This is a genomic window from Microtetraspora malaysiensis (assembly GCF_050947145.1).
Taxonomy (GTDB): domain Bacteria; phylum Actinomycetota; class Actinomycetes; order Streptosporangiales; family Streptosporangiaceae; genus Microtetraspora_A; species Microtetraspora_A malaysiensis.
Genome location: NZ_CP191998.1, coordinates 2986322 through 3011578 on the forward strand (window position 1 = coordinate 2986322; position 25257 = coordinate 3011578).

The window sequence follows — 25257 nt, forward strand, 5'->3', positions numbered from 1 at the left end:
GCGGTGCGGTCAGCGCGGTGCCGTGTCGCGGGCGTGGCAGGGGCGGCTCACAGACGGGAACTCGGCCCAGACGGCGACGCCCGTGGCCGTGTGGACCCGGCCCCAGCAGCAGGCGAGCCGTTCGAGTGCCGGCCGTTCGACCCCGTCGGCCCCTCCCCGGGCCCCGTTCTCGACCTCGGCCTCCGCGCGAAGCGTGCCGTCGACGAGGTAGAGGCTGAGCCGCACCGGCCCGCCCGCGAGCCGCAGGGCCTCGCTGACCAACTCCGCCACCAGCGGGTCAGCCACGCCGCGCCGGTCGCGCAGCGCCCAGAGGCCGAGCTGGTCGCGGACCAGCCGCCGGGCCCGGCGCACGCACGACGCGTGTCCCGCGAGCACCCAGGACGCGCTGTCCGGCTCGCCCTCCCCAAGCGACGGAGCGGCGGGTCGGGAGGACTGGGCGTGCCGGCCGTCGTCGCCGGAGGCGAGCCCCAGAGCGTGCGCGAGAGCCTGTGCCAAGGTTCGCCTGCTGTGCCCGGAACGACGATCGGTGCCGTGGCGGCCTTCCCGGTCGAGAGTGTCCGCCGGCGCGGACGGTGACGCGTGCTCGTCCATGACTCATTCCCCCCGGGTCCTCGTCCGCGTGGGACCTCCCGGGGACACTTTCTCCCCGGACCCACGCTCAAGGAATGGGGATAAATCCCCATATAAATACCTATCTCGCACCAAAGCACCTGCTGGGGCGGGGTGCGTGCCCTGCCGGCGCGGCGGATGAATGGGGACGGGCGTCATCCGGGCAGGGAGGGACGATCAGCCGGATCGGGCGGCGGCACGACGTCCCCGATGAGCTCCGTACGCGGCGGCCGGGAGAGCCGAGACACCCGTGGCGGTCGGACGCGAAAGCGAACCGTGATCGATGGGATGGGGGACAAGCGCGCGAATTCGCCCCGACGGCACCGGTAGCATCGGAAGGTAACCATCGGAAGGTGAGGTGCCGCGAGCGCGTCGCACTCCTGCGCGGCTCCGCCGGCTGTCTCATCCATCGGGAATCGAGCAAGGAGCTACCCGTGTCTGCCGCCCTAGAGATACGCATCACCCTCGCCGGAGCCGAGCGCGTGGTGGCGGCGGGCACGACGGCCGGGGAGGCGCTCGACGCCGACGGCCGGTCGGTCATCGCCGCCCGGGTCAACGGAGAGCTGCGCGACCTGGCCGCCGAGGTGGCCGACGGCGACGTGATCGAGCCGGTCGCCATCGACAGCGCCGACGGCCGCGCCATCCTGCGCCACTCCACCGCGCACGTGATGGCCCAGGCCGTGCAGGAGATCTTCCCGGAGGCGAAGCTCGGCATCGGCCCGCCGGTGGAGAACGGCTTCTACTACGACTTCGACGTCCAGGAGCCCTTCACCCCTGAGGACCTCAAGCGCGTCGAGAAGCGGATGCGCGAGATCGTCAAGCAGGGGCAGACCTTCCAGCGGCGCCCGGTCAGCGACGAGGACGCCCGTGAGGAGCTCGCCGCCGAGCCGTACAAGCTGGAGCTGATCGGGCTCAAGGGCGGCGCCGCGGACGAGGAGAGCGTCGAGGTGGGCGCCGGCCAGCTCACCATCTACGACAACGTCGACCCCAAGTCGGGCGACCTGTGCTGGAAGGACCTGTGCCGCGGTCCGCACCTGCCGACCACCCGGGTCATCCCGGCGTTCAAGCTGATGCGCAGCGGCGGGGCCTACTGGCGGGGCAGCGAGAAGAACCCGCAGCTCCAGCGCATCTACGGCACCGCGTGGGAGTCGCGGGAGAAGCAGGACGAGTACCTCCAGCTGCTCGCGGAGGCCGAGAAGCGCGACCACCGCAAGCTCGGCGCGGAGCTCGACCTGTTCAGCTTCCCGCCGGAGCTGGGCAGCGGCCTTCCGCTCTTCCATCCCAAGGGCGGGATCATCCGCAAGGAGATGGAAGACTACATGCGCCGGCGGCAGGCGGAGGCGGGGTACGAGTTCGTCAACACCCCGCACATCACCAAGTCGTCGCTCTTCGAGACCTCGGGGCACCTTCCCTGGTACGCCGACGACATGTTCCCGGCCTTCGAGCTGGAGGGTGTCGAGTACCGCGTCAAGCCGATGAACTGCCCCATGCACAACCTGATCTTCCGGGCGCGGGGGCGTTCCTACCGTGAGCTGCCGCTGCGGCTGTGCGAGTTCGGCTCGGTCTACCGGTACGAGAAGTCGGGTGTGGTGCACGGGCTGACCCGGGTGCGCGGCATGACGCAGGACGACGCGCACATCTACACCACCAGGGAGCAGATGGCCGACGAGATCAAGTCGCTGCTGAGGTTCGTGCTCAGCGTGCTGCGTGATTTCGGGCTTTTGGACTTCTACCTGGAGCTGTCCACCCGGGATGACTCCGAGAAGTTCATCGGCGACCCCGCCGAGTGGGACGAGGCCACCGAGGCACTGCACCAGGTCGCCACCGAGTCGGGGCTGGAACTGGTGGACGACCCGGGCGGCGCCGCCTTCTACGGGCCGAAGATCTCCGTGCAGGCCAAGGACGCGATCGGCCGCACCTGGCAGTTGTCCACCATCCAGCTCGACCTGAACCAGCCCAAGCGGTTCGGTCTGGAGTACCAGGCGGCGGACGGCAGCAGGCAGACCCCGGTCATGATCCACCGGGCGCTGTTCGGCTCCGTCGAGCGTTTCCTGGGCGTGCTCACCGAGCACTACGCGGGGGCGTTCCCTCCCTGGCTGGCCCCGGTCCAGGTCGTCGGCATCCCGATCGCCGACGCCCACGTCCCGTACCTGCAGGATGTCGCCAAGCGGCTGCGGGAGCGGGGCGTCCGGGTCGACATCGACACGGCCGACGACCGGATGCAGAAGAAGATCCGCAACGCGCAGAAGGCCAAGGTGCCGTTCATGCTGCTCGCGGGTGACGACGACATCGCCAGCGGCGCGGTCTCCTTCCGCTACCGCAACGGCGAGCAGAAGAACGGGGTGTCGATCGACGAGGCGATCGCCGAGATCGTCGACGCGATCGACCGCCGTATCCAGGTCTGAGTCAGAGCCGGGCGCCGCTTCCTGTCACGGGAGCGCCGCCCGGCCGGCCGTCGTGAGCCCCCGCCGCCCGAAAGGAGCGGCGGGGGCTTTCACGTCCGGACGGCGGAGGAGTCAGGCCGCCTCGTCGTCCTCGGCGGCGCGGCCGCCGCGGCCCTCGCCCGGCAGGCGCACGTCGTCCACGGTCACGTTGACCTCGACGACCCGCATCCCCAGCATCCGGCTCACCGACCTGGCCACGTTCACCTTGACCTCGGCGGCCACGTCCATCACCACGTGCCCGTACACGATGACGATGGTCACGTCCACCGCCACCTGCTGGTTCTCGATCTGCGCGCGCACACCCTGGGTCGCCCGCTTGGAGCCGACGCCGATGCGATCGCGGACCGCCTCGAAGGCGCGCTCGAAGTCGCCGCCCAGGTCGGCCACGCCGGGGATCTCCAGCGCGGCGAGCGCCGCGACCTTCTCGACCACCTCGTCGGCGACCTTGATGCGGCCCTTGACGACGGACGCTCCCAGCAGGCCGGACCCGCCGTCGCCCGCCGTGTCATCGGCGATCTCCTGCGGGGCGCCCGGATCGGCCGGACCGCCGGCGGGCTCCTCGGCCCGCTCCTCGACCGGTTCCTCGATGGTGGCGACATCGGACATCTGAACACTCCTCGGAGAAGGGAAGATCCGTGGGCTCGCTCAGGACGTGATTCTGCCGGAACCTGATGTGATTTATCCGGTATCTGCGGATGTCGCCGGAGCCGTAGGCGACCCCCGCGATGGGCGGCAATATGCTGGCCCGCATGACGAACGAGCCGGAGCAGCAGCCGGGAGCGGGAGTGCCTGACGCGTTTGGGAGGCTCTGGACTCCGCACCGCATGGCCTACATCAAGGGGGAGAACAAGCCCAGCGGGTCGGGGCCCGGGGACGGCTGCCCGTTCTGCGAGATCCCCACGATGAGCGACGAGGACGGTCTCATCGTGGCCAGGGGCTCCGCCGTTTTCGCCGTGCTCAACCTCTATCCGTACAACTCGGGCCACCTGATGGTGTGCCCGTACCGGCACGTCGCCGACTACGCCGACCTGGACGAGGCGGAGACCGCCGAGCTGGCCGACTTCACCAAGCGGTCGCTGCAGGCGCTGCGCAAGGCGAGCGGCGCCCAGGGGTTCAACGTGGGCATGAACCTGGGCCAGGTGGCGGGCGCCGGCATCGCCGCCCACCTGCACCAGCACGTGGTGCCGAGATGGGGCGGCGACACGAACTTCATGCCGGTGGTGGGGCAGACCAAGGTGCTGCCGCAGCTCCTGCGTGACACCCGGGAACTGCTCGCCGACGCCTGGCCCTCCGCCTGAAACCCGACGGTCTCCCGCCCCTGACCCGAATGTTCGCTGAGCGGGGCGTGCGCGACCTCACGCGTACGGACGCCGTCCGGATCAGGGGAGCTTGACCGTGACCCGCGCGGCGTCGCTCTCGTTGTTCAGCCGGTCGAGGGCGGTGACGAAGTAGTCGCCGCCCTCCTTGGCCGCGTACGCCGGGCTGCCCTGGGCCGGGACGAGCGCCACCAGGTGCCGGGCGTCCACGGTCGCGCAGCCGGCGTTCTTGCCGTCGGCCCGGTAGACGGCGTACGTCCGCGCACTGTCCGCCGGACTCCAGGTCAGCGTCCCGGCGGCGCTCTTCAGGTTCGCCGGCGTGGCCGGGGCGCCGGCCGGCAGGCCCTTGATCAGCGGAAGCAGCGCGGGCCGCGTGTACTGGTTCTTCTCCAGCCGGTCCAGCACGCCCAGCGGGTTGGCGGCCAGGCCCTTGGCGCTGAAGTAGACGTCGCCCTTCACCTCGGGGTAACGCCGGTTCACCGTGAGGTGGGAGGGCATCTCCGCCGGTTTCGTCCAGGCGGGGGTGTCCTTGGTGCCGACGCGATAGAGCGCCTGGCCGATGTAGAGATCGACGTCGGTGCCGCGCACCGCCTCGGCCCACCAGGGCACCAGCGCGTCGTAGTCCGCCGCGGCGAACCCGCGCGGCCAGTAGAGCTGCGGGATGAGGTAGTCCACCGACCCCGCCTTGATCCACGCCTTCGCGTCCGCGTAGATCGCGTCGTAGGCCGACATGCCCTTGGTGGCCGACCCATTGGGGTCGTCCGACTTGTTGCGCCAGATGCCGAACGGGCTGATCCCGAACTTCACGTACGCCTTCGTCTGGTGCACGGCAGAGGACACCTGCGCGACGAGCTTGTTGACGTTCTCACGGCGCCAGTCGGCCAGCTTGACGCCCTTGCCGTACTTGGCGTGCGTCGCGGCGTCGGCGAACCGGGTGCCGTTGCCCGGATACGGATAGAAGTAGTCGTCGAAGTGGACCCCGTCCACGTCGTAGCGGCGCACCACGTCGGTGACGACCCTGGTCACCCAGGCGCGCACCTGCGGCAGCCCGGGGTTGTAGTAGAGCTTCCCCTCGTGGCTGACCGTCCAGTCGGGGTGGAGCCGCGCCGGATGCCCGGCCGGCAGCGTCGCCGGGGTCGCCGCCCCGTCCGCCGCGCGGTACGGGTTGAACCAGGCGTGGAACTCCAGGCCGCGCTTGTGCGCCTCGGAGATCAGGAACGGCAGCGGGTCCCAGCCCGGGTCCTTGCCGACGGTGCCGGTGAGGTACTTCGACCAGGGTTCGAGCGAGGAGCGGTAGATCGCGTCCGACTCCGGCCGGACCTGGACGAACACCGCGTTGAGCCGGCGCTGGACGGCGTTGTCGAGGATCTTGACGTACTCGGCCTGCTGCCGGGCGGGGGAGAGACCGGGCTTGGACGGCCAGTCCGTGTTGTGCACGGTCGCGATCCACACCCCGCGCAGCTGCCGCTTGGGATGGGAGCCGCTCGCCGTGCAGGTCTCCGCCTCCGCGGCCGCCCGCACCGTCGTGGTCTTCTTCGGGGCGGGCTGGGGGCCGAACGCGTAGGCGGCTCCGGCGCTCGCCGCCGCGATGACCAGGCTCGCCAGAAGCGGAACGCGTATCGACCGCGGCCGATCCGGCGCGTCTTCCTCACTACTCGCCCGCATGCGGCGGCCCTCCCGTTTCGCCATGGGTCATCAGTTTGGCATCGACCGACCGATGGTTTGGCCGGAAGAGGAAACCCGATGACGAAAACGCGGGGACACCCCGTACCTGCGGCCGGGCGCCGGCGGCCCGCCGCCCGGCCGCAGGTACGGGATCAGTGCTCGGCCGCGGACGCGACCTTCTCCGCGAGATGGGCCGGGAGCGGCTCGTAGCGCAGGAACTCCCGGTGGAACGTCCCCGTCCCGTGGGACATCGAGCGCAGGTCCACCGCGTACCGGGTGATCTCCAGCTCGGGGACCTCGGCCTTGACGAGGCTGCGTCCCCCACCCGCCGGCTCGCTGCCGAGCACGCGGCCGCGGCGCCCGGACAGGTCCGACATCACGGCGCCGACGAACTCGTCGGACACCAGGACGGAGACCTCGTCCACGGGTTCGAGCAGCAGCGCGGGCACCTTGGCCGCCGCCTCCTTCAACGCGAGCTGCCCCGCGACCTGGAAGGCCATGTCCGAGGAGTCGACGGAGTGGGCCTTCCCGTCGTAGAGCGTGACGCGGATGTCCACCACCGGATATCCGGCCAGCACGCCGCGCTCCATCTGCGTCCGCACGCCCTTCTCCACGGACGGGATGAACTGGCGAGGCACCACGCCGCCGACGATCTTGTCGACGAACTCGAGGCCGCCTCCCGAGGGCAGCGGCTCGACCTCGATGTGGCAGATCGCGTACTGCCCGTGGCCGCCGGTCTGCTTGACGTTGCGGCCCAGGCCCTGGGCCCGGCCGCCGAAGGTCTCGCGGAGCGGCACCCGGAGCGGGATCCGCTCCACCTCCACGCCGTACCGCCGGGACATCCGGTCGAGCAGGACGTCGGCGTGCGCCTCTCCCATGCACCACAGCACGAGCTGGCGGGTCTCGGCGTTGTTCTCCAGCCGGAGCGTCGGATCCTCGGCCACCAGGCGGGCCAGCGCCTGGCTCAGCTTGTCCTCGTCCGCCTTGGACCGGGCCTGGATCGCCACCGGCAGCAGCGGCTCGGGCATGTCCCAGGCCTTCATCAGCAGCGGCCGGTCCTTGTCCGACAGGGTGTCGCCGGTCTCGGCCCGGGACAGCTTGGCGATCGCGCAGACGTCCCCGGCGACGCACTTGGGCACCGGGCGCTGCGTCTTGCCCAGCGGCGAGCCGAGCCCGCCGAGGCGCTCGTCCACGTCGTGGTCCTCGTGCCCGCGGTCGGTGAGGCCGTGCCCCGACACGTGGACGAGCATGTCCGGGCGCAGCGTTCCGGAGAACACCCGGACGAGGCTGATCCGTCCGACGTACGGGTCGCTCGTGGTCTTGACGACCTCGGCCACGAGCGGGCCGTCGGGATCACAGGTGATGTCCGTCACGGCCTTGCCGTCGATCGTGGTGATCTCGGGCAGCGGGTGCTCCAACGGTGACGGGAAGCCCTGCGTGACGACCTCGAGGATCTCGATCATCCCCGTTCCCGGGGCGGCCGCGAGCACCGGATGGAAGCTGCCCCGGGAGACGGCCTTCTCCAGATCGTCGATCAGGATCTTGGTGTCGATGGACTCGCCGGAGAGGTAGCGGTCCATCAGGGACTCGTCCTCGCTCTCCTGGATGATCCCCTCGATCAGGTCGCCGCGGTACTGCTCGATCAGGGCGAGCTGCTCCTGGTCGGGCTCCCGCTCGGTGCGGGCGCCGCCGGAGTAGTCGAGGAACCGCTGGGACAGCAGGCCGAGCAGTCCCCTGCCGTCGACCGGCAGGTACAGCGGGGCCACGCCGTCGCCGAACGCGTCCTGGCAGCTCGCCAGCACCTCGTCGAAGTTCGCGCGGTGGTGGTCGATCTTGGTGATGACCACGGCGCGCGGCATGCCGACCAGACCGCACTCCTCCCAGAGCATCCGGGTGAGCCCGTCCACGCCTTCCACGGCGGAGACGACGAAGAGCGCCGCGTCGGCCGCCCGGAGCCCGGCGCGCAGGTCGCCGACGAAGTCCGCGTATCCCGGCGTGTCGAGAAGATTGATCTTGATGCCGTTGTGAACGAGCGGGGCGAGGGAGAGGTTGACCGAGCGCTGCTGGCGCACCTCCACCTCGTCGAAGTCGCTGACCGTGGTGCCTTCCTCCACCCGCCCGGGGCGGGGGACGGTGCTTGTGGCCGCCAGCAACGCCTCGATCAGCGTGGTTTTGCCGGCTCCGGAATGGCCGACCAGCACGACATTGCGCACCGTGTCCGGCCGATCGGCCGAGGGTGCCCTGCCCGCGGCCCCTGCTGGACCGCCGTTCGCCTTTTCCGCCACTTCGCCTCCCGGATTCACGAGCGGCCGGGGCGCCGGCCGCTCTGCCGTAGCTGCGCGCGCCACCCGGACGCCGGCGGAGCCCTTCGCCCCGGGTCGTCCTGGCCGGGCGGCCCGTCCTCCCCGCCGGGAATCCCAGGCGCGTGTTCTTCACCTTTTACCCATGTGGCGCAGATCACAAGACCTATCTCCGGAATGGGCTTGGTCGCCTCACCAGGCGTTCCATGGCCTACGATCGGAGCGCGATGCTGAACGTCCTGCGCCCCGCCGTCACCCGAGTGCTGACCCCCCTGGGGCGGGTCCTCGCCCGCCACGGGATCTCCCCCGACGTCGTCACCGCGGCCGGCACGCTGGGCGTGGTCGTCGCGGCACTGACTCTCTTCCCCACGGGCCACCTCTTCTGGGGCACGCTCGCGATCACGGTCTGCGTCCTCGCCGACCTGCTCGACGGCGTGCTCGCCCGGATGAGCGGCGGCACGGGCAGCAAGTGGGGGGCCTTCCTCGACTCGACCCTCGACCGGCTCGGCGACGCCGCGATCTTCTCCGGGCTCATCCTCTACTTCATCCTTGAGGACGAGCCGGAGTTCGTCCTCGCGGGCGTGGCGCTTTTCTGCCTCGTCGCGGGAGCATTGGTGTCATATGCCAAGGCTCGGGCGGAGGGGCTCGGGATGACGGCGAACGTCGGGATCGCCGAGCGCGGCGAGCGGCTCGTCGGCGTCCTCGTCGCGACCGGACTCTCGGGCCTCGGCGTGCCGTACATCCTGGCGGCCGGGCTGTGGCTGCTCGCGGCGGCGAGCGCGGTCACGGTCGTCCAGCGAATGGTCCACGTCTACCGACAGGCGGTGGTCAGGTGAATCGCCCCGACGGGCGGTTGCCCGTTGCCGATCGGATCGTCGCGGCGAGCTACGCCGCCGGGTGGGTGGTGGTCCGGCGCCTCCCCGAGCGCCTGGCCGGATGGATCTTCCAGAGCATCGCCGACGTGATGTGGCGCCGGCAGGGCAAGGCCGTACGCCGGCTGGAGTCCAACCTGGCCCGCGTCGTCGGCGCCGACGCAGGCTCCGCGGAGGTGCGCGGGCTCAGCCGGGCCGGGCTGCGCTCCTACTTCCGCTACTGGGCCGAGGCGTTCCGCCTTCCCTCCATGAGTCGCGAGCGGATCCTCGGCGGGACCCACGCCAGCGGTGAGCAGGCGATCTTCGACAACCTCGCCAGGGGCCACGGCGTGGTGCTCGCCCTGCCGCACATGGGCAACTGGGACGTCGCCGGCGCCTGGCTGGTGCACAAGGGGCACCCCTTCACCACCGTGGCCGAGCGGCTCAAGCCCGAGTCGCTGTTCGAGCGCTTCCTCGCCTACCGGCAGAGCCTCGGCATGGAGGTGCTGCCGCTCACCGGCAAGGGTGGCGGCAGCGCCATGGCGTTCGGCACGCTCGCTCAACGGCTGCGGGCGGGCCGCGCGGTCTGCCTGCCCGCCGACCGCGACCTGACCGCCTCCGGCGTCGAGGTCGACTTCTTCGGCGCGCGCACCCGCATGGCCCCCGGGCCCGCGCTGCTCGCGCTCCAGACCGGGGCGGCCCTGCTGCCCGCCACCCTGTGGTTCGAGGGGGCCGACTGGGGGTTGCGGATCCACGAGGAGATCCCCGTCCCCGAGGAGGGCACCCGCCGGGACAAGGTCGCCGTCATGACCCAGCAGATGGCGTCCGTGTTCGAGAAGGGCATCGCCGAGCATCCGGAGGACTGGCACATGCTCCAGCGGCTGTGGCTCGACGACCTGGAGCCGCGACCCGCGGACGCGTCATGAGGATCGGCATCGTCTGCCCGTACACCTGGGAGGTCCCGGGCGGCGTCCAGGCCCACGTGCGCGACCTCGCCGAGGCGCTCATCGCCGACGGCCACTTCGTCTCCGTCATGGCCCCGGCGGGCGACGACGCCCCGCTGGAGCCGTACGTCGTCTCGGCCGGCCGGGCGGTGCCGGTGCCGTACAACGGGTCGGTGGCGCGGCTGGCGTTCGGCTTCCTGTCGGCCGGCCGGGTCCGCAAGTGGATCCGCGAGGGCCGGTTCGACGTGCTGCACGTCCACGAGCCCGCCGTGCCGTCCCTCGGCCTGCTCGCCTGCTGGGTGGCGCGCGGCCCGATCGTGGGGACGTTCCACGCCTCTTACGAGCGCTCCCGCGCCATGTCGGTGGCCGCACCGATGCTGCAGAGCGCGCTGGAGAAGATCACCGCGAGGATCGCGGTCTCCGACGCGGCGCGTAAGACGCTGGTCGAGCACCTCGGCGGCGATGCCGTCCTGATCCCCAACGGCGTCACCGTCAGCCGGTACGCCGAGGCCGAGCCGCTGCCCGGCTGGGGGCCGGACGGCGGCGTCATCGGCTTCCTCGGCCGGATGGACGAGCCGCGCAAGGGGCTGCCCGTCCTGCTGTCGGCCTTCGAGATCCTCGCCGAGGAGCGGCCGGGCGTGCGGCTGCTGATCGCCGGCCCCGGCGACGCGGCCGACGTGCTCGGCCGCCTGCCCGAGCGGCTCCACGACCGGGTCGGGCTGCTCGGCATGGTCAGCGAGGAGGACAAGGCGCGCGCCTACCACTCGGTGGACGTCTTCTGCGCGCCCAACCTCGGCGGCGAGAGCTTCGGCATCGTGCTCACCGAGGCGATGTCGGCGGGCGCGCCCATCCTGGCCAGCGACATCCCCGCGTTCCGGCGGGTGCTCGGGGACGGTCAGGCCGGCGCGCTGTTCGCCACCGGCGACCCGGCCGCCCTGGCCAAGGAGGCGGCCCGGCTCCTCGACGACCCCGGGCGCCGCGCCAAGCTGTCCGACGAGGCGCGGCAGGCGGTGCGCAAGTACGACTGGTCCACCGTCGCCCGCGACGTGTCGCGCGTCTACGAGACCGTGACCGACGCGACCGCCGGTGTGGTGGAGGACGACGCGTCGTGACGACCACCGTCCTGATCCTCGTGGTGGGCGTGATCGTCGTGCTCACCGCCGTCTACATCTCCTGGCGGGCCGGTCGGCTCGACCGGCTGCACATCCGGCTGGAGACCGCGCAGGCGGCGCTCGACGCGTCGCTGCTGCGGCGGGCCGCGGTCTGCCTGGAGCTCGCCGGGTCGCGCATCCTCGACCCCGCGACCTCGCTCGTGCTCGCGGCCGCCGCCCACGAGGCCCGTACGGCGGGGCTGGACGAGCGTGAGCACGCCGAGAGTGACCTGTCCCGGACGTTGCGCGCGGTCGTGGACCAGGACCGCTTCCGGGAGAGGCTGGCCGAGCATCCCACCGGCCCGGATTTGCTGGAGGAACTCGACGCCGCGGTGGCCAAGGTGGTCTACTCCCGGCGGTTCTACAACAACGCCGTCGGCGTCACCCGCACGGCGCAACGCCGATGGCTGGCGCGTACGCTCCGGCTGGCGGGCCACACGGAATATCCTCGGTTCTTCGAGATCGACGATGCGCCTCCGGCGGTCCTCGCGGCGGAATAGTCACTTTTGACCGTTCCAAGCGAGATCTACTATCTAGCGCCGGTAAGCTCGTTGCCATTTCGCGGCGCGAGCCGGTCCGGATGCGGCGTTCCCTGCTGATTTCGGCTGGTTCTCCATGGGAGGAGCTTGAGGGTGCGGGCGCAACGGATGATCGGTGTCACGCTTGGTCTGGGGGCGGTTCTCGCCGGTGCCGCGTGCTCCTCAGACAGTGACAAGCCGCCCCTCGCGCAGCCTGAGGCCGCGACCGCCTCCCCGTCGCCGACCCCGCCGCCCGAGCACCCGTTCACCGGACGCCCGTTCAACCAGGCTCGTCCGGTTCTCGCCGTGAAGATCGAGAACACCTCGGCCGGCAAGCCGCAGATGGGCGTGCGCAGTGCCGACATCGTCTACGTCGAGCAGGTCGAGGGCGGGCTCACCCGTCTCATGGCGATCTTCTCCTCGAAGCTGCCCGCCCAGGTGGGGCCGGTCCGCAGCGCCCGGATCTCCGACCTGCACATCCTGCCGCAGTTCGGCAAGCCCGCCCTGTCGTACTCGGGCGTGCAGACCAAGATGATCCCGTACGTGCAGAAGGCGTCGCTGTTCGACGTCTCCGACAGCAGTACGCCCGGCGCCTACTTCCGGGCCCAGGGCCGGTACGCGCCGTACAACCTGTTCGCCACGCCCCGCAAGCTGCTGGCGAAGGCGTCCCAGGCGACCAAGGCGGACGACGTCGGCTTCGTGTTCTCCGACGAGCCGCCCGCCGGGGGAGTGCCGCAGAAGAAGGTGCGCGTGCGCTACCCCGCGGCGAACTTCGAGTTCGCCTGGTCGGAGACGCAGAAGCGCTGGCTGGTCACCCAGGACGGCAAGAAGGACATGGCGGCCGAGGGCGGCCAGCAGGGCGCGCCGACGATCGTGGTGCAGTGGGTGAAGACCGAGAGGTCGGAGTTCCACGACTTCACCGGCAGCTACACGCCCCTGGTCCACAGCGTCGGCAAGGGCACCGGCGTCGTGCTGCGCGACGGCATGGCGTACAAGGTCAGGTGGGAGCGCCCCTCGGAGGAGGGGGGCACCACCTACACCATGGCCGACGGGTCGCCGATGCCGTTCGCGCGCGGCCAGGTCTGGGTCGTGCTCGCCTCACGCAAGCCCATCGCCCCCTGACCCGTCCGTACGGGAGGCGACGCCGGGACCGGGCACGACCGAGGAATGGGCGCGGCGTACAAAACGCGGGATGAACCCTTACAGAATGGTGCGTCGGGCCAAGGTTCGGTCAGGACCTACCATGGAAGAGAATCCACTGATCCGCCGTCGTGAGGTAGCAACGTGTCCAGCAGCACGCCTGAAGTCAACGAGACCGCCGTCGGCACCGCCCGCGTGAAGCGGGGCATGGCCGAGATGCTCAAGGGCGGCGTCATCATGGACGTCGTCACGCCCGAGCAGGCCAAGATCGCCGAGGACGCGGGAGCGGTCGCGGTCATGGCACTGGAGCGCGTCCCCGCCGACATCCGCGCCCAGGGCGGGGTGTCCCGGATGAGTGACCCCGACATGATCGAGGGCATCATCAACACCGTGTCGATCCCGGTGATGGCCAAGGCCCGGATCGGCCACTTCGTCGAGGCCCAGGTGCTGCAGGCGCTTGGCGTCGACTACATCGACGAGTCCGAGGTGCTCACCCCGGCCGACTACGCCAACCACATCGACAAGTGGCGTTTCACCGTCCCCTTCGTCTGCGGGGCCACCAACCTGGGTGAGGCGCTGCGCCGCATCACCGAGGGCGCCGCGATGATCCGCTCCAAGGGCGAGGCCGGCACCGGTGACGTCTCCAACGCCGTCACCCACATGCGCACGATCCGCGGCGAGATCCGGCGGCTCACCTCGCTGTCCGAGGACGAGCTGTACGTCGCGGCCAAGGAGCTGCAGGCGCCGTACGAGCTGGTCGCCGAGGTGGCCAAGGCCGGCAAGCTCCCGGTCGTGCTGTTCACCGCGGGCGGCATCGCCACCCCGGCCGACGCCGCGATGATGATGCAGCTCGGCGCCGAGGGTGTCTTCGTCGGCTCCGGCATCTTCAAGTCCGGTGACCCGGCCAAGCGCGCCGCCGCCATCGTCAAGGCCACCACGTTCTACGACGACCCGGACGTCGTGGCGAAGGTGTCGCGCGGCCTGGGCGAGGCCATGGTCGGCATCAACGTGGACGAGATCCCGGTGCCGCACCGCCTGGCCGAGCGCGGCTGGTGAACTCGCCGGTCTGACGACCGAGCGTCCGCTGAGGAACGGCGGCCCCGCCATGCGGGGTCGCCGTTTCGGCTTTCCGGAAGATCCTGGAATATCAGGCGGATGAGGGCCCCTCCGGAGAAATAGTTAGCCAGGCTAAGTTAGCATGGCAAACTATGACGACGGATGACACGCGGGCGCTGGCCGAGCGCCTCTCCCGCGAACTGCGCCACCTGGTGATGCTGCTGCGCCGCACGACGGCGGGCCAGCCGATCACCGCCCAGCAGTACGCCGTGCTCGGCTCCCTGGAGGGCGGCGGCCGGCGGATGACCGAGCTGGCCGAGGATCACGCGGTGCAACTCCCCACCATGACGGTGCAGATCAACCGGCTGGAGGACGCCGGGCTCGTCGCGCGCGCCGCCGACCCGGCCGACGCCCGCGTGCGCACCGTCGAGCTCACCGAGGAGGGCCGCGCCCGGCTGCACGCCGTACGGGAGTCCAGGATCGGCTATCTCACCCGCCAGCTCGGCTTCCTCACCCCCGAGGAGCGCGCCGCCATCGACGTCGCCCTGCCCGCCCTCGCCAAGCTCGGCCGAAGCTGAAGGAGCCCCAGTTGTCGCAGCCATCCGGCGGGATCCTCCGCCAACCCGTCTCGGTGTGGGCCACCGCGTTCGCCGCGGTGGTGGCCTTCATGGGGATCGGGCTCGTCGACCCCATCCTCCCGTCGATCGCGCAGGGGCTGCACGCCACGCCCAGCCAGGTGTCGCTGCTGTTCACCAGCTACTTCCTGGTCACCGCGGTCGCGATGCTGGTCACCGGCTGGGTCTCCAGCCGGATCGGCGGCAAGCGCACCCTCCTGCTCGGTCTCGCGCTCGTCGTCGTCTTCGCCGCGCTGGCCGGGACCTCCGGCACGGTCGGCCAGCTCGTCGGCTTCCGCGCCGGATGGGGCCTCGGCAACGCGCTCTTCGTGGCCACCGCGCTCGCCGTGATCGTCGGCGCGGCCAGCGGCGGTGCGGAGAAGGCGATCATCCTCTACGAGGCCGCGCTCGGCCTCGGCATCTCCCTGGGCCCGCTGGTCGGGGCGCTGCTCGGCGACTGGAACTGGCGTGCGCCCTTCTTCGGCACCGCGACGCTGATGGCCGTCGGGTTCGTCCTGATCGTGACCCTGCTCGCGCCGACGCCGAAGCCCGCCATGCGGACCCGGCTGAGCGACCCGATCCGCGCGCTGGCCCACGGCGGCCTGTCCACCACCGCCTTCACCGCGCTCTTCTACAACTTCGCGTTCTTCACCGTGCTGGCGTTCACCCCGTTCATCCTCGGCATGTCCGCGTACGGCATCGGCGCGGTGTTCTTCGGGTGGGGCGTCTGTGTGGCGCTGGCCTCCGTCTTCGGCGCGCCGTGGCTGCAGCGCCGCCTCGGGTCGGTCCGCGTGCTGCTGCTCTCCCTCGCGCTGCTCGCCGTCCTCCAGGTGGGCATCGCCCTCTCCGGGCAGGCCGGGACCGTGGTCTTCGTGATCCTGTGCGGCATCCCCATCGGGTTCAACAACACGATCTTCACCGAGGCCGCGATGGAGGTGTCGGACGCGCCCCGTCCCGTCGCCTCGGCCGGCTACAACTTCGTCCGCTGGATGGGCGGGGCGCTCGCGCCGTACATCGTGACCAAACTGGGCGAGGAGTTCGGCGAGGCCGTGCCGTACTACGTGGGGGCGGCCTGCTGCGTTGTGGGCATCGCGATCCTGTTCACCCGGCGGCACCACCTGGCCGCGCTCGACCACGTCGACACCGATCACACCTTTCGCGACGCGTCGCCCGCGCAGGCATAAAACGTGCAGTTTGGGGCGTTCTGCGCCTTGGTTCTACGCTGGGACCACCGCCGGACGAAAGGACGATCGTGACGACTGCGCCGCTGATCGGTGTGCTCGCCCTCCAGGGCGATGTGCGCGAGCACGCCCGCGCCATCGAGGACGCGGGGGCGAGGGCGATGGCCGTACGCCGCAAGAGCGAACTGGACGCGGTCGACGGGCTGGTCATCCCCGGCGGGGAGTCCACCGCGATGTGGAAGCTCGCGACCGCGTTCGACCTGCTCGAACCGCTCAAACTGCGGATCAAGGAGGGGCTGCCCGCGTACGGCTCCTGCGCCGGGATGATCATGCTGGCCGACCGCATCGAGGGCGGCGCCGACGGTCAGGAGACGATCGGCGGCATCGACATGGTCGTCCGCCGCAACGCCTTCGGCCGCCAGGTCGACTCCTTCGAAGCCGATCTCGACTTCGCCGGACGCGGCTCCGTCCGGGCGGTTTTCATCCGCGCACCCTGGGTCGAATCGGTCGGCGCCGACGTTGAGGTGCTGGGCCGGGCCGAGCCCGGGGGTAGGATCGTCGCGGTCCGACAGGGACCTTTGCTCGCGACGTCCTTCCATCCCGAGCTGACGGGAGATGCGCGGGTCCACTCGTATTTTGTCGAAATGGTGAGGGAGTTCTAGGCGATGTCCGGCCACTCCAAATGGGCGACGACGAAGCACAAGAAGGCCGCGCTCGACTCCAAGCGCGGCAAGCTGTTCGCCAAGCTCATCAAGAACGTCGAGGTCGCGGCCCGGACCGGTGGACCCGACCCGGACGGCAACCCGACCCTCTACGACGCCATCACCAAGGCGCGTAAGAACTCCGTCCCCATCGACAACATCGAGCGGGCGCGCAAGCGCGGCGGCGGCCTGGAGGCCGGCGGCGCCGACTGGCAGACCATCATGTACGAGGGCTACGCCCCGGGCGGCGTGGCCGTCCTGATCGAGTGCCTCACCGACAACCGCAACCGCGCGGCGTCCGAGGTCCGGGTCGCGCTGACCCGTAACGGCGGCTCGCTCGCCGACCCGGGCTCGGTGTCGTACATGTTCAACCGCAAGGGCGTCGTCATCGTGCCGAAGGCCGGCGACCTCTCCGAGGACGACGTGCTGCTGGCCGTCCTCGACGCGGGCGCCGAGGAGGTCAACGACCTCGGCGACAACTTCGAGGTGGTGTGCGAGGCCACGAACCTGGTCCCGGTCCGCTCCGCGCTCCAGGACGCCGGCGTCGAGTACGAGTCGGCCGAGCAGAGCTTCCTGCCGACCATGAACATCCCGCTCGACGAGGACGGCGCCCGCAAGGTCTTCCGCCTCATCGACGCCCTCGAGGACAGCGACGACGTGCAGAACGTCTGGGCCAACTTCGATGTCTCCGACGAGATCATGGAGAAGCTCGAGGCGTAGTCCCGCCTCCGCGTGACCCCGCCGCCACGACGGCGAGCGGCGCGGGTCACGCGGAAAACGGTTGGCGCCGGACCGGCGATCCGCATATTTTGTGCGATCGTGGATATTCGTGATCTCACCGTCGACGATCTCGACGCGGTGCTGGACAACCGTAAGCGGGCCTTCGGGCCCATCTCCGGCAGCGACATCGAAACGTGGCGCGGGCTGGTGGTGCCCGTGTTGCCGACCGGGCGCTACATCGGTGCCTTCGACGGTCCCCGTCTGATCGCCACGGCCCGGATCAACGCGTTCACCCAGTGGTGGCACGGCCGCCCGATGCCGATGGGCGGCGTCGCGAGTGTCACCGTCGCCCCCGAGGACCGGGGCCGCGGCGTGGGCCGGGCGATCACGCAGGCCGTCATCGAGCGCGCGGCCGAGCTCGGGGACGTCGTCTCCGCGCTCTATCCCGCCACCACGCCGCTCTATCGGAGCATGGGCTGGGAGCACGCGGGCGGCCTGACCAGGGTCACTCTCCCCACCGAGGCGCTGCGCGGGCTGGATGCGGCCGGCCCCGGCGTCAAGCTGCGCCGGATGGGCCCCGACGACGCGCCGGAGCTGATCGCGACCATCGGGCGGATCCACGCCGCGACCCGCGCCTCCGGCCCGCTCTGCTACGACGAGCGCACGTGGCGGCTGTGGCTGGCCGAGGACGACGACTTCTGCTATGTCGCCGATGACGGGTTCCTGATCTACCGGTGGAACAGCGGCGACATCCAGGTCGACAACTGCGTGGCCGGATCCGAGGCCACCGCGCGGGCCCTGTGGTCCCTGGTCGGCACCGCCTCCTCGGTCGCCAAGTCCGTCACCGCGGTCGTCGAGCCGTACGACCCGGTGCTCTGGCTGCTCCGGGAGCGGAGCAAGGACGAGATCCGGCAGACACGCTGGATGTTCCGCGTGATCGACCTGCCCGCCGCCGTCGCGCGGCGCGGTTTCCCCGCCGGGATCTCGGTGGACACCGTCATCCATGTGGAGGACCCGCAGCGGCCGGCGAACAGCGGAGCCTGGAGACTGGAGATCTCCTCGGGGGCGGGGTCCGTCAGCCCGTCGTCGGGAGCCGGACCCGCCTTCGGCGTCCGCGGCCTGTCCGCGCTGTTCGCGGGCGTCCCCATGGCCACGCTGCGCCGCGCCGGTCTGGTCACGGGTGGCTCCGCCGAGGACGATGAGGCGCTTGACGCGGCCTTCCGCTGCGCCGCGTACATGCTCGACTACTTCTGATCCGCGGTTACCCGTGATCTCGCGCCTCCACCGGGAGTAGAGTTCTTCGCCGAACACGTGTTCGGCGAAGAATGGATCCCGGGGGAGGCGTTCCGGTGCGGTTGCCCGAGCTGAGGGTGATGGGGGTCGATCCGGGGCTGACCCGGTGCGGCCTCGGAGCGGTCGAGGGTCGTCCGGGTGCGCCGCTGCGCATGGTGGCCGTCGGCGTGGTGCGCACGCCCGCCGAGGACGACATCGGTGCCCGGCTGGTCGCCATCGAGGCCGAGATCGAGCGCTGGCTCGACGAGATCAAGCCCGACGCGGTGGCCGTGGAGCGGGTCTTCGCCCAGCACAACCTGCGTACGGTCATGGGCACCGCGCAGGCGTCCGCGGTCGCCATCACCTGCGCCGCGCGGCGCGGCCTGCCGGTCGCGCTGCACACGCCGAGCGAGGTCAAGGCCGCCATCACGGGGAACGGCAACGCCGACAAGAAGCAGGTCGGCACCATGGTGACCCGCGTGCTCAGGCTCGACGCCATGCCGAAGCCCGCCGACGCCGCCGACGCCCTGGCCCTCGCCATCTGCCATGTCTGGCGCGGCGCCGCGCAGAACCGGCTGGCCCAGGCCCAGGCCCTGGCCGGGCGGGGACGGCCTGTCGCGCTCCAGCCCGGATACCGCCATCCCGGAGCCGGGCGGTGACCCCGGCGACGTCGCCAGCCGTCGCTATGTCGGCCGCTTCTGGTAGGACTGGGGTCCGCGAAGCAGGGCGGGCCGATCGGGGAGGGAGCGCGCAGTGATCGCATCCGTGGCGGGCCGGGTGACCGGGATCGGGCCGGAGGCCGCCGTGGTCGAGGTCGGCGGGGTCGGCGTGCTGGTGCACTGCACGCCCGGCACGCTGGCCGGGCTGCGGATGGGCGAGCCCGGCAGACTCGCCACCTCGCTGGTGGTCCGCGAGGAGTCGCTCACGCTGTACGGCTTCGCCTCCGAAGACGAGCGGACCCTGTTCGAGATGCTGCAGACGGCGAGCGGGGTCGGACCGCGCATCGCGCTCGCCATGCTGGCCGTCCACACGCCGAGCGCGCTCCGGGTGGCCGTCGCGACCGCCGACATCAAGGCGCTGACCATGGTCCCCGGCATCGGCCAGAAGGGCGCCCAGCGCATCGTCCTGGAGCTCAAGGGCAAGCTCGGCACGCCGGAGGACGCGGTCAACGCCGCGCTCGGCGGCGGCGCGCCGGTGCTTCCCTGGCGTGACCAGGTCCACTCCGGCCTGGTCGGCCTCGGATACTCGGCCAAGGACGCGGACGAGGCCGTCGCCGTGGTGGCGCCCGAGGCCGACGCCGAGGTGACGGCCGGCCGGTCCCCCCAGGTCGCCACCCTGCTCAAGTCGGCCCTGCGCGCGCTGAGCGTCCGGTGAGCCGTCCGATGAACGTTTCAGCGCACCGCCGGCGCCGGGGGAGGCCGTCATGAGCATCGACCGCGACCTGGTTTCGCCCGACGCCGAGGGGGACGAGCACGCCATCGAGGCGGCGCTGCGTCCCCGCCGCCTGGAGGAGTTCATCGGCCAGGGGCGGGTGCGCGAGCAGCTCTCGCTGGTGCTGGAGAGCGCCCTGCGCCGCAGCCGGCCGCCGGACCACGTGCTGATGAGCGGTGGCCCCGGCCTGGGCAAGACCACACTCGCCATGATCATCGCGGCCGAGCTGGGCGCGCCGCTCCGGATGACCTCCGGCCCGGCGCTGGAGCGCGCCGGCGACCTCGCCGCGATCCTCTCGACCCTCTCCGAGGGCGAGGTCCTCTTCATCGATGAGATCCACCGCATGGCCCGCCCGGCCGAGGAGATGCTCTACCTCGCGATGGAGGACTTCCGGGTCGACATCGTGGTCGGCAAGGGGCCGGGGGCCACGTCCATCCCGCTGGACATCGCGCCGTTCACGCTGGTCGGGGCGACCACGCGCGCCGGACTGCTCCCGGCACCGCTGCGCGACCGCTTCGGCTTCACCGCCCACATGGACTTCTACGACGTGCCCGAGCTGGAGCAGGTGCTGCACAGATCCGCGCGGCTGCTGTCCGTCGAGCTTCCCGGCGAGGGCGCGCACGAGATCGCCCGCCGGTCGCGCGGGACGCCCCGCATCGCGAACCGCCTGCTGCGCCGGGTCCGCGACTTCTCCGAGGTGCGCGCCGAGGGCGTGATCACCCGCGAGGTGGCCGCCGCCGCGCTCAACCTCTACGAGGTGGACGGCGAGGGCCTGGACCGGCTCGACCGCGCCGTGCTGGGGGCGCTGCTGCGCAAGTTCGGCGGCGGCCCGGTCGGGTTGTCCACGCTCGCGGTGGCGGTGGGGGAGGAGCCCGAGACCGTGGAGGTGGTGGCGGAGCCGTTCCTCGTCCGGCAGGGCCTGCTCGCCCGCACGCCGCGGGGCCGCGTGGCGACCACGGCGGCCTGGACGCATCTCGGCCTGGTCCCGCCTCCGGACGCCCCCTTCTGAACCGTGGCGCCGCCCCGCTTCCGCGGAAGGAGCGGCGGAACGCGGCCGAGTCGTGAATGACCGTCGACGAAAGCTGCGCATTTCTTGAATGGCAGAGAAATATCAGGGTGTCGAAGTCGGTCACGAAGGGCGCATCAGCCGCTTATGGTCACAGATCGGTTGCAAAGGCGCTGAAATGGGCACTTTCCCGCGTGCCATATCGTGGGTTCGTTGCCGCTCTTCGAGCGGCTCGCCTACACTGCGTGGCTTGACCGGCCGCTTACGCTGACGCTTCTCGGCGACGCGGTCGCGGCGCGCAAAACGCGTAACAGGACCTCCGGTGTCACACCGGTTCATCACCTAATGGAAGGGTGGCCCCCGTGGGCAACAACCCGCTTGGGACGTTTCTGCCACTGATCTTGCTGGTAGTGGTGTTCTACTTCTTGCTGATCCGCCCCCAGCGCAAGCGTCAGCAGGAGCAGCTGCAGATGCAGAACACGCTCACGCCGGGCGCGCGCGTCATGACGACCACGGGTCTGTTCGGCACCGTGGTGGGCCTCCAGGACGAGGACGTCATCCTGGAGATCGCGCCGGGCGTGGAGACCCGCTGGGTCAAGGCCGCGATCGGTCGCGTTGTGACTCCCGTTGACGGCGCCGACGCCGACGAGACGGATTCTGCCCAGCCCGTGGCGGAAGAGGGCGTTCGCGACGACGCCCATGAGGACATTCAGAAGGACAAGGGCGAGCAGGCGACCGAGACCTCCGAAGACGGGGGCAGCAAGGACTCGGGCACCAAGCAGTCCTGACCACGCTCACTGAAGATCCCTTGACGAGAGAGTCGACCACCAGTGGCCCCACCGACCAGTAGCCAGATCAAGCCAGGGCGCATGCTCCTGGCCCTTCTGGTGATAATGCTCGCCATGGGGGCGTCGATCGTCTTCCAGAAGGCGTTCGTCCCCAAGTTCGGTCTCGACCTCGCGGGCGGCACGACAGTGACGCTGTCGCCCGTGACCGCCGACGGCAAGGCCCCGCCGCAGGAGAGCCTCGACCGGGCCGTCAACATCATCCGGGACCGCGTGAACGGCACCGGCATCTCCGACGCCGAGGTCGCCAGGTCCGGCGACAACATCGTCATCTCGGTGCCGGGCGCCGGCCGCGACGAGGCCGTCAAACTGGTCGCCACCACCGCGGAGATGCGTTTCCGCCAGGTGCTCGCGGTGGCCGCGGCCACGACTCCGCCGGCCGCCCTTCCCACGACCGCGGCCACGCCGAGCTCGTCGGCCGCCACCCCGTCCCCCGGCGCCACGCCGGCCGGGCGCGCGGTCTCCAAGGTCCTCGCCGAGCCCACCCCGACGCCGAGCGTGACCAGGCGGGCAAGGTCGCATACCGCCACCGGTGAGAGGTCGGCGGCCGGGACACGGGCCAAGGCGACGCCGTCGCCGTCGCCCTCGACCAGCGCCGGCGAGGAGGACCCGCTCGCCGGGCAGGACGTCTCCGGCATCGACCCGGCCGCCCTGGAGGCGTTCCGCAAGATCGACTGCACCGCGAAGAACCGCGGCCAGGGCGCCCAGGACGACCCGAACAAGCAGATCGTGGCCTGCAGCCAGGACGGCTCCGCGAGGTACATCCTCGACAAGGCCGCCGTGCAGGGCGCTCAGATCACCACCGCGTCGGCCGGCGTACGCCAGGACACCGGCGAGTGGGTGGTCAACCTCGACTTCAAGAGCCAGGGCGCGTCGCAGTGGAGCGACCTCACCGCCAGGGCCTTCGGCGCCCAGCCGCCGCGCAACCAGATCGGCGTCGTCCTCGACGGTCTCGTGATCACCGCCCCCGCCTCGAACGGCCGGATCCCCGGCGGCAAGACCGAGATCTCGGGCAGCTTCACCCAGCAGACCGCGACCGAGCTCGCCGACCAGCTCAAGTACGGCGCGCTGCCGCTCAAGTTCGTGCAGAGCTCCGTCGTCTCCGTCTCCTCGACGCTCGGCCAGGACCAGCTCCGCGGCGGCCTCGTCTCCGGAGCCATCGGCCTGCTGATCGTCATGCTCTACCTGCTGCTCTACTACCGGGGCCTCGGCGCGATCGGCATCGCCAGCCTCGGAGTGGCGACGATCGTCACCTACCTGTCGGTGGCCGTCCTCAGCTCGAACGTCGGCTTCCGGTGGTCGCTGCCGCACATCATCGGCCTCGTGGTCTCGATCGGCATCACCGCGGACTCGTTCATCGTCTACTTCGAACGCATCCGTGACGAGATGAAGGAAGGCAGACGCACCCTCCGCGCCGCCGTCGAGGTCGCCTGGCGGCGGGCGAAGCGGACGATCCTGGTCGCGGACGCGGTCATGTTCATCGCCGCGGTGGTGCTCTACTTCCTCGCCGTGGGCGGCGTCGCCGGGTTCGCGTTCGCCATGGGCCTGACCACGCTCATCGACATCGTGGTGGTCTTCCTCTTCACCAAGCCGCTCATGTCGCTGGCCGCGCGGCTGAAGTTCTTCTCCAAGGGCCACAAGCTGTCCGGGCTCGACGCTGAACGCATGGGCCGTACCGGCACCGAGCAGACTCTGCAGGAGGCGTGATGCCGGGCATTATCAGCCGCCTGTACCGCGGCGACATCGACATCGACTTCGTCGGCAAGCGGAAGCTCTGGTACGGCCTGTCGGCCCTGCTGATGGCGGTCTCCATCCTGGGCATGGTCGTCCACGGCCTCAACCTCGGCGTCGAGTTCCGGGGCGGCTCGGTCTTCGAGTTCCCCCGGGCGGCGAGTTCCAGCGTCGAGGAGGTCAGGGACACCATCCACGAGACCGGTGTCCACCAGACCATCGTGCAGCAGGCCGGGTCGAACTGGCGGGTCACGACCGAGAGCCTGGACACCAACGAGGTGCCCAAGGTCCAGCAGGCGGTCGCGAACAAGTACCACATCGACGTGAACGAGGTCAGCACTCAGGTCATCGGCGCGACCTGGGGCGGCGAGGTCGCCCAGAAGGCGTGGATCGGCCTGGCCGTCTTCATGCTCGCGATCATGCTGTACCTCAGCCTCGCGTTCGAGTGGCGGATGGCGCTCGCCGCCGTCGTGGCCCTGGTCCACGACCTCGTGATCACCGCGGGCATCTACGCCTGGTCCGGCTTCGAGGTCACCCCGGCCACCATGCTGGGCTTCCTCACGATCCTCGGTTATTCGCTGTACGACGCGGTCGTCGTCTTCGACATGATCAAGGAAGTGACGGGCAAGCTCGGCACGAGCGCGAAGATGACCTACACCCAGGCCGCGAACAACGCGCTCAGCCACACCCTGATCCGGTCGCTGAACACCTCGCTGGTCGCGATCCTGCCGGTGGCGGCGATCCTGTTCATCGGCACCACGCTGCTCGGCGCGGGCACGCTGAAGGACCTGTCCCTGGCGCTGTTCGTCGGCATGGTCGTCGGCACGTACTCCTCGCTGTGCGTGGCCACGCCCATCCTGGTCACGCTCAAGGAGCGCGAGCCGCAGTGGCAGGCCCTGGCCAAGCGGGTGGCCCAGCGCGAGGCCTCCGCCGCCAAGGCGGCCGCGGCCGAGGCACGCGCCGCCAAGCAGCCGGTGAGCGCGGGGTCGCAGAACGGAGTCCCGGCGACCGAGGACGACAAGCGCAAGAAGCGTTGACCGGTACGGTTGACGCGTAAGAACAGCGACGGCGCTCCTGTGCCGCCTCCGGCGATGCTCGGCATCGCCGGAGGGACGCGGGGGCGCCGTCCTCATGAAGTGGGCGGAAAATGACCGAGTGGGTCTCCCTGATCAGAGACGTTCCCGACTACCCGAAGCCGGGCGTCGTGTTCAAGGACATCACCCCGCTGCTGGCCGACCACGGCGCGTTCACCCAGGTGGTGGACGAGCTGGGTGCCGGCCTGGCGTTCGACAAGGTGGTCGGCATCGAGGCGCGCGGCTTCATCCTGGCCGCCCCGGTGGCGTACCGGGCGGGGGCGGGGTTCGTCCCCGTGCGCAAGAAAGGCAAACTGCCTGCACAGACGTTCGAGGCGAACTATGATCTGGAGTACGGCTCCGCGACGGTCGAGGTGCACTCCGACGCCTTCGTCCCGGGCGAGCGGGTGCTGATCGTGGATGACGTGCTCGCCACGGGAGGCACCGCGAACGCGACCGTGGAGCTGGTCAGGAGAGCGGGCGCCCACGTCATCGGGGTGTCCGTCCTGATGGAGCTGTCCTTCCTCTCCGGCCGCGACCGGTTGCCTGGCCTGGAGGTCCGTTCCCTGGTGACCGTCTGAACCGACCGAATCCAGGCGAAAAGCGGGCAGACGGCGCGGATACACTGGGGAGCCTGGACTCAACGTGAGGAGTCTGTGTGCCCCGTGATGTGGTCGTGCCCGACGGCG

The 25257-nt window shown here is 70.7% G+C and carries 24 protein-coding genes; 20 read left to right on the forward strand and 4 right to left on the reverse strand.

The genetic code is table 11. The annotated features are described in order from the left end of the window. Positions 1-9: 9 nt before the first annotated feature. On the reverse strand, positions 10-591 hold the full coding sequence (locus ACQP1V_RS14295; protein ID WP_433422925.1) for a hypothetical protein: 582 nt from the start codon (positions 589-591) through the stop codon (positions 10-12). Between the two features lie 452 nt (positions 592-1043). Here ACQP1V_RS14295 and thrS point away from each other — a divergent pair, with 452 nt between their 5' ends. Beyond that, positions 1044-3014: a threonine--tRNA ligase gene (gene thrS, locus ACQP1V_RS14300; protein WP_433422926.1), complete on the forward strand. Its 1971-nt coding sequence runs from the start codon at positions 1044-1046 to the stop codon at positions 3012-3014. A 111-nt stretch (positions 3015-3125) separates the two neighbouring features. On the opposite strand, the gene ACQP1V_RS14305 is transcribed toward thrS, so the two are convergent. Beyond that, complete coding sequence (locus ACQP1V_RS14305) at positions 3126-3659, reverse strand: Asp23/Gls24 family envelope stress response protein (protein ID WP_433422928.1); 534 nt, start codon at positions 3657-3659, stop codon at positions 3126-3128. A gap of 143 nt (positions 3660-3802) precedes the next feature. Between ACQP1V_RS14305 and ACQP1V_RS14310 the strand changes: the two genes are divergently transcribed. After that, positions 3803-4351, forward strand: a complete 549-nt coding sequence (locus ACQP1V_RS14310) for an HIT family protein (RefSeq protein WP_218001816.1) — start codon at positions 3803-3805, stop codon at positions 4349-4351. An 81-nt stretch (positions 4352-4432) separates the two neighbouring features. Here ACQP1V_RS14310 and ACQP1V_RS14315 read toward each other — a convergent pair whose 3' ends face one another. Next, a complete protein-coding gene (locus ACQP1V_RS14315; RefSeq protein WP_433422930.1) occupies positions 4433-6058 on the reverse strand; it encodes a glycoside hydrolase family 10 protein in 1626 nt (541 codons plus the stop codon). Between the two features lie 128 nt (positions 6059-6186). Further along, positions 6187-8319, reverse strand: a complete 2133-nt coding sequence (locus tag ACQP1V_RS14320) for an elongation factor G-like protein EF-G2 (protein ID WP_433422932.1) — start codon at positions 8317-8319, stop codon at positions 6187-6189. 242 nt (positions 8320-8561) lie between these two features. Here ACQP1V_RS14320 and pgsA point away from each other — a divergent pair, with 242 nt between their 5' ends. From pgsA to ACQP1V_RS14410, 18 genes are all read left to right on the forward strand, one after another. Continuing rightward, on the forward strand, positions 8562-9170 hold the full coding sequence (pgsA, locus tag ACQP1V_RS14325; RefSeq protein WP_433425830.1) for a phosphatidylinositol phosphate synthase: 609 nt from the start codon (positions 8562-8564) through the stop codon (positions 9168-9170). Then, positions 9167-10111, forward strand: a complete 945-nt coding sequence (locus ACQP1V_RS14330; protein ID WP_433422934.1) for a phosphatidylinositol mannoside acyltransferase — start codon at positions 9167-9169, stop codon at positions 10109-10111. The genes pgsA and ACQP1V_RS14330 overlap by 4 nt, the downstream gene beginning before the upstream one ends. Continuing rightward, a complete protein-coding gene (locus ACQP1V_RS14335) occupies positions 10108-11241 on the forward strand; it encodes a glycosyltransferase family 4 protein (RefSeq protein WP_387413466.1) in 1134 nt (377 codons plus the stop codon). The genes ACQP1V_RS14330 and ACQP1V_RS14335 overlap by 4 nt, the downstream gene beginning before the upstream one ends. Continuing rightward, positions 11238-11780 carry a hypothetical protein gene (locus tag ACQP1V_RS14340; RefSeq protein WP_433422936.1) on the forward strand — a complete coding sequence of 181 codons (543 nt, stop codon included), beginning with the start codon at positions 11238-11240 and terminating at the stop codon, positions 11778-11780. The genes ACQP1V_RS14335 and ACQP1V_RS14340 overlap by 4 nt, the downstream gene beginning before the upstream one ends. A gap of 132 nt (positions 11781-11912) precedes the next feature. Next, on the forward strand, positions 11913-12920 hold the full coding sequence (locus tag ACQP1V_RS14345) for a DUF3048 domain-containing protein (protein WP_245658325.1): 1008 nt from the start codon (positions 11913-11915) through the stop codon (positions 12918-12920). Positions 12921-13082: 162 nt separating this feature from the next. Next, positions 13083-13994 carry a pyridoxal 5'-phosphate synthase lyase subunit PdxS gene (gene pdxS / locus ACQP1V_RS14350; RefSeq protein WP_387413469.1) on the forward strand — a complete coding sequence of 304 codons (912 nt, stop codon included), beginning with the start codon at positions 13083-13085 and terminating at the stop codon, positions 13992-13994. 152 nt (positions 13995-14146) lie between these two features. Continuing rightward, complete coding sequence (locus ACQP1V_RS14355) at positions 14147-14572, forward strand: MarR family winged helix-turn-helix transcriptional regulator (RefSeq protein WP_067134032.1); 426 nt, start codon at positions 14147-14149, stop codon at positions 14570-14572. A gap of 11 nt (positions 14573-14583) precedes the next feature. Then, positions 14584-15792 carry an MFS transporter gene (locus ACQP1V_RS14360; RefSeq protein ID WP_433422938.1) on the forward strand — a complete coding sequence of 403 codons (1209 nt, stop codon included), beginning with the start codon at positions 14584-14586 and terminating at the stop codon, positions 15790-15792. A gap of 68 nt (positions 15793-15860) precedes the next feature. Beyond that, on the forward strand, positions 15861-16451 hold the full coding sequence (gene pdxT, locus ACQP1V_RS14365; RefSeq protein ID WP_067134030.1) for a pyridoxal 5'-phosphate synthase glutaminase subunit PdxT: 591 nt from the start codon (positions 15861-15863) through the stop codon (positions 16449-16451). A 3-nt stretch (positions 16452-16454) separates the two neighbouring features. Continuing rightward, positions 16455-17210, forward strand: a complete 756-nt coding sequence (locus ACQP1V_RS14370) for a YebC/PmpR family DNA-binding transcriptional regulator (RefSeq protein WP_387413473.1) — start codon at positions 16455-16457, stop codon at positions 17208-17210. A 99-nt stretch (positions 17211-17309) separates the two neighbouring features. Then, positions 17310-18464, forward strand: a complete 1155-nt coding sequence (locus tag ACQP1V_RS14375) for a GNAT family N-acetyltransferase (protein ID WP_433422942.1) — start codon at positions 17310-17312, stop codon at positions 18462-18464. Between the two features lie 110 nt (positions 18465-18574). Then, entirely contained in the window at positions 18575-19141 is a 567-nt protein-coding gene (ruvC, locus tag ACQP1V_RS14380; protein WP_433226955.1) for a crossover junction endodeoxyribonuclease RuvC, read from the forward strand. A 94-nt stretch (positions 19142-19235) separates the two neighbouring features. After that, complete coding sequence (gene ruvA, locus ACQP1V_RS14385; RefSeq protein ID WP_433422945.1) at positions 19236-19856, forward strand: Holliday junction branch migration protein RuvA; 621 nt, start codon at positions 19236-19238, stop codon at positions 19854-19856. 49 nt (positions 19857-19905) lie between these two features. After that, a complete protein-coding gene (gene ruvB, locus ACQP1V_RS14390; protein WP_433422947.1) occupies positions 19906-20922 on the forward strand; it encodes a Holliday junction branch migration DNA helicase RuvB in 1017 nt (338 codons plus the stop codon). Between the two features lie 359 nt (positions 20923-21281). Beyond that, positions 21282-21707, forward strand: a complete 426-nt coding sequence (gene yajC, locus ACQP1V_RS14395) for a preprotein translocase subunit YajC (protein WP_387413480.1) — start codon at positions 21282-21284, stop codon at positions 21705-21707. 114 nt (positions 21708-21821) lie between these two features. Beyond that, entirely contained in the window at positions 21822-23471 is a 1650-nt protein-coding gene (gene secD, locus ACQP1V_RS14400; protein ID WP_433422950.1) for a protein translocase subunit SecD, read from the forward strand. Continuing rightward, a complete protein-coding gene (gene secF, locus ACQP1V_RS14405) occupies positions 23471-24532 on the forward strand; it encodes a protein translocase subunit SecF (RefSeq protein ID WP_387413482.1) in 1062 nt (353 codons plus the stop codon). The genes secD and secF overlap by 1 nt, the downstream gene beginning before the upstream one ends. Before the next feature lie 110 nt (positions 24533-24642). Then, the gene (locus tag ACQP1V_RS14410) at positions 24643-25149 is read left to right on the forward strand and encodes an adenine phosphoribosyltransferase (protein ID WP_387413484.1); all 507 of its coding nucleotides are present in this window, start codon (positions 24643-24645) and stop codon (positions 25147-25149) included. Positions 25150-25257 lie beyond the last annotated feature (108 nt).